Below are 3,199 nucleotides of genomic sequence, written 5' to 3'. Positions count from 1 at the left end.
GAGTAAATGACCGACATCACACATCCAGAGGAACGAGACCAAGTAGATGTTCTTGAGGGCTACTACTGGGATCATCCGGATGTGTACTATCGCATTATTTTTGCCGATGGTGAGGAATACATCGGTATTTTTTTCGCGGCATTCGAAAGTGATAATGCCGGCGAGCTTGGGATTGAAATGGGCGATCCTAGATACGATGAATTCTTCGTTGTTGCGATTGAGATCGTGAGTATTGTTCACGATGGCCCCAGACGCCTCAACCAATACCTTTCGCTCGATTACCGCGACTTCCCCGAAAAAATTATCGACATCACGAACGGTGTTGTGCTCTATCCACCTTCAAAGCGATTGTAAAACCACCACAGAAACCCGATGTTTCTAGATGGTGTGGCCGTAAAAACAATTTTGGCAGGATACATGGTTAGCGAAGCTAAACGCTTACTTGGAATTGGAATGCAAGAAATACCCGGATTGGTGCTAAGTGGATTCACGAATATAACTCAGTACGGCCACAATGTCATTACCACAAGCTCCCCTGTGCCGTCACCCACCTCCGGCGATAAAAAGCCAAGAAAGAATAACCGAAACTGGAACCTCTTAGAACGGCTCGATAGTGCCGAGCCGTGGGGAATCCCTATCATAGATCCGTGCACGGCAATCCCTAAGAAGCTCATTGCTTTCTCCGAAGCTGCCTCAAAACGAAGCAAGGCAGATAGCGGAACGTGGATTCATTTCTACGAAGATGACTACAAGTTCGAACGACTCTGGAAACACCCGGAACGTTATATCAATAGATTGAGAGAATTTGGGGGAATCATTTCTCCCGATTTCTCGACATACGCGAATATGCCTGCGGCCGAGAAGCTTCATTCGGTTTATCGCAACCAGCTACTTGGAAGTTGGGCGCAACACGAGGGTATTCCTGTAATTGCGAATGTGCGCATGTGCGGACCTTATTCAGACGAATACGCTTTGGCTGGAATCCCTTGTGGCTCAACGCTCGCCATCGGACTCCATGGCTGCGTGAAAAATACCGCAAATCGCGCCATCGTCAAAGAAGAAATTCGGCACATCTGTGAAACCAAGCAGCCAACCGCCATCGTCGCCTACGGCTCAGAAAGTGGGGGAGTACTTGATCCCGCACGCGAGCGCGACATCGCCGTTTATCTATTCGAACCAGATTTTCGAACACGTTCAGTCTCTCGGCAGTCCATCTTTTCCGACAGCAACAATAGCAATCCGCGGGGTCCGGGATGCTCACCAGGAACATCGCCAAACCCCGCGGATCGTGTGATGTGCACTAGCGTTTCCGCTACGGCGACATCATGAAATGTGAAATATAGGAACTGTTATTAGATATAGGAACCGTCCGGCTGAGGGAAGAAGCCCACGTGGCTGTAGAACACCGTGAGGGACAGGAAGATCCACAGCATGCCCACGCCCCAGGTCAGGATGGCGGCAATACGCGCCACCCACTTGCTATCCGGAACGAAGGGGGAGAGGATCGCCGAAACCCCGGTGCCCACGTACAGGAACATGACCAGCAGCGGCTCGATCAGCGATCCGGCCATGAGGCGCGCAACCGGCTCGATTTCCGGGGGACGCCACATACCGAAATGCATACCCGCGATACCGAAAAGCACCAGCCCGAAGCCACCAATAGCGGCCACGTAGAGAAGCGGACGCAGCGTGGCCACCAAATCGAGGGGACGCACACCCTTATCCGCAAGCTTTTCAGCGCGCAGAATCGCAATACCGGCGATAAAGGTCAAAATTCCGTAGAAGGCTGCCGGCTCACCGAAGGTGATGTTATCAACGGAGCAGCAGAAAGCGCCGTCGATCTGGGCCAGCGGCCAGGTCAGGGTCATATGAATACCGGTAATCCCCAGGAAGGCACCGGTAGCGACGAAAGTCCAGCCCCACCCGGCCAGGGTGCGGTGATTCGGGTTCGCAGCCACGCGGGCGAAAAGAACCACGAGCACCATAATCGCACCGGCAACGAGCGCCATGGTGGTGTTATACGTAATACCTTGCATGAGCATGGCCCGTTACCTCCTTTCCGAAAGCAGGAATTGGCGGATGGACATCAAGGCGATGGAAGCGGCAAAAGTAATGCACCAGCTCAGGACGCCAAGATCCTGCCCGGTACTTCCGCTTGCCGTGGCCCAGAAGACCAGCCCGATAACGAGTCCAAGCGCGAGGACAACCCAGGTGGCTTTAGCGAGGAGCGACGCCCACCTGGCAACCTTGTGCTCCTCTAGGTCAGTGGGGATGCCACTGAAATCTTGATGATTTTCCATGTGTCAAGCATAACTTAATTTGCCCAGAGTTTTATCAGCTCGCATGGAGCATTTCCCCGGACAATAGTCCCGTGTGACGGAAATCGCTGAAAACTAGCCATTTTGCGCAGGTTTTGTTTTGAGTACGACGCCGCAGTGTGTCTCACCTCCCGGACAGACTCCAATACCCGGTACAAAAACAGTCCACACGCCCAATGGTTGGTGTTATATCCGGGGTTTGCCCTGTTATGAGAGCGTGAAGTCGGCCTTATTGAGGTCGAGCACCTCAATAAGCTTGCTTTCTTGACAGCCGTGGCGTGACGTGTCTGGATGGAAAACTCGTTCGGTCCGGGCTGCCACGCGCCGCATCCACGGGCGGACAAGGCAGTCAGAGTGCGCTTTTTGGCCATGTAGGCGCCATAGTGCGCGTTAGGGACACGAAATCGGATTCAAACGGTGCTCTCCCTCGCGCTTTGTCTGTGGATCATCCAGTTCGTACGGATCCAAGTCGGTTCTAAGCCAACGACACGCCGTCACTAGCCACACTTTTGTCCATTAGCCTCAAATCAACATGAGGTTCAACATAGGATTGCTCTTCTACCAAGAAAGCCCGGTATCAGTTTTGGCTTGATACCGGACTTTTTGTCGGGCTAGCGGTGTCTAGTTTCAGGACATATGTCCATCCCACCCCACCACAACCTAAACACGCATGTCCCACGACATACGTCCGCGCATGTCCCACGACATACGTCCACACCCACACCCACAAAATAAGGCATGTGAAGCGTACTGGAGAGTGCGTATCGACAAAATAGACACCTCGGGCACCATCACCTTGCGTTACGCCGGCAAACTACGCCATCTAGGAATCGGGAGAGCCCACCAAGGACAGGCAGTCATCGCTCTTACCCACGGCCCCA

At 53.2% G+C, this 3,199-nt stretch carries 4 protein-coding genes and 1 pseudogene; 3 read left to right on the top strand and 2 right to left on the bottom strand.

Annotated features, from left to right (window positions below; genetic code table 11):
* Positions 1 to 6 precede the first annotated feature (6 nt).
* Both AC5RK6_RS08250 and AC5RK6_RS08245 read left to right on the top strand, forming a co-directional pair.
* Complete coding sequence (locus AC5RK6_RS08250) at positions 7 to 354, top strand: hypothetical protein (protein WP_320757141.1); 348 nt, start codon at positions 7 to 9, stop codon at positions 352 to 354.
* Between the two features lie 18 nt (positions 355 to 372).
* Complete coding sequence (locus AC5RK6_RS08245) at positions 373 to 1,329, top strand: DUF4417 domain-containing protein (RefSeq protein ID WP_320757140.1); 957 nt, start codon at positions 373 to 375, stop codon at positions 1,327 to 1,329.
* Between the two features lie 23 nt (positions 1,330 to 1,352).
* Here the strand turns inward: AC5RK6_RS08245 and AC5RK6_RS08240 are convergent, their stop codons facing one another.
* Both AC5RK6_RS08240 and AC5RK6_RS08235 read right to left on the bottom strand, forming a co-directional pair.
* The gene (locus AC5RK6_RS08240; protein ID WP_016442795.1) at positions 1,353 to 2,042 is read right to left on the bottom strand and encodes a DUF981 family protein; all 690 of its coding nucleotides are present in this window, start codon (positions 2,040 to 2,042) and stop codon (positions 1,353 to 1,355) included.
* 6 nt (positions 2,043 to 2,048) lie between these two features.
* Positions 2,049 to 2,300: a hypothetical protein gene (locus AC5RK6_RS08235; protein WP_016442796.1), complete on the bottom strand. Its 252-nt coding sequence runs from the start codon at positions 2,298 to 2,300 to the stop codon at positions 2,049 to 2,051.
* Between the two features lie 766 nt (positions 2,301 to 3,066).
* On the opposite strand from AC5RK6_RS08235, the pseudogene AC5RK6_RS08230 reads away from it, so the two are divergent.
* Positions 3,067 to 3,199 (top strand): annotated as a pseudogene (locus tag AC5RK6_RS08230) (IS481 family transposase); the annotation flags it as partial.

This window comes from Actinotignum sp. usb-actsch-213, from assembly GCF_059085665.1.
This window is presented reverse-complemented; position numbering and strand designations above follow the sequence as displayed.

What these genes read in the sequence shown, in the direction of transcription:
- AC5RK6_RS08250 (WP_320757141.1), top strand. Translation starts at nt 7, where the DNA reads ATGACCGACATCACACATCCAGAGGAACGAGACCAAGTAGATGTTCTT.
- AC5RK6_RS08245 (WP_320757140.1), top strand. Translation starts at nt 373, where the DNA reads ATGTTTCTAGATGGTGTGGCCGTAAAAACAATTTTGGCAGGATACATG.
- AC5RK6_RS08235 (WP_016442796.1), bottom strand. Translation starts at nt 2,300, where the DNA reads ATGGAAAATCATCAAGATTTCAGTGGCATCCCCACTGACCTAGAGGAG.
- AC5RK6_RS08240 (WP_016442795.1), bottom strand. Translation starts at nt 2,042, where the DNA reads ATGCTCATGCAAGGTATTACGTATAACACCACCATGGCGCTCGTTGCC.